The organism is Cobetia sp. 1AS1 (assembly GCF_029846435.1).
In the GTDB taxonomy this organism is placed as follows: Bacteria; Pseudomonadota; Gammaproteobacteria; order Pseudomonadales; family Halomonadaceae; genus Cobetia; species Cobetia amphilecti.
The window spans coordinates 1-496 of the sequence record NZ_JARWKU010000028.1; the positions used below are offsets into that span (position 1 = coordinate 1).

Annotated in this window: 2 tRNA genes and 1 rRNA gene; all 3 read left to right on the plus strand. The window is 53.0% G+C overall.

Annotated features, from left to right (window positions below):
• Nucleotides 1-64: ribosomal RNA gene (locus QD280_RS17770) — 16S ribosomal RNA — on the plus strand; the annotation flags it as partial.
• Nucleotides 65-140: 76 nt separating this feature from the next.
• Nucleotides 141-217, plus strand: a tRNA-Ile gene (locus tag QD280_RS17775).
• 39 nt (nucleotides 218-256) lie between these two features.
• Nucleotides 257-332: transfer RNA gene (locus QD280_RS17780), tRNA-Ala, on the plus strand.
• Nucleotides 333-496 lie beyond the last annotated feature (164 nt).

A 496-nucleotide genomic window follows, 5' to 3' on the forward strand; every position in this document is an offset into this window, starting at 1 on the left:
CATGACTGGGGTGAAGTCGTAACAAGGTAGCCCTAGGGGAACCTGGGGCTGGATCACCTCCTTATCGACACTGTCTACTGCTCGCGGCAAGTGCTCACAACGAATTACCTGATCAAGTTAGTTTATCGAGTAGTAGTGTCGGGTCTGTAGCTCAGTTGGTTAGAGCGCACCCCTGATAAGGGTGAGGTCGGCAGTTCAAATCTGCCCAGACCCACCAAAAGCTTCGTGCTTTTGTCGACACGGTTTTGCCGACTTTGGGGCCATAGCTCAGCTGGGAGAGCGCCTGCCTTGCACGCAGGAGGTCAGCGGTTCGATCCCGCTTGGCTCCACCATGAAAGTCCGGTTCAGCTTCTACTACCTGATAACGCTGCACAGTCCACAGTGACAAGCATATCGCCTTCCTCGTGAAGGTTGTGTGACTTCTCACTGTTCTCTGAACAGCCGCTCTTTAACAATGTGAATCATGCTGACGATAGATATGTGCGCCAAGCGCATG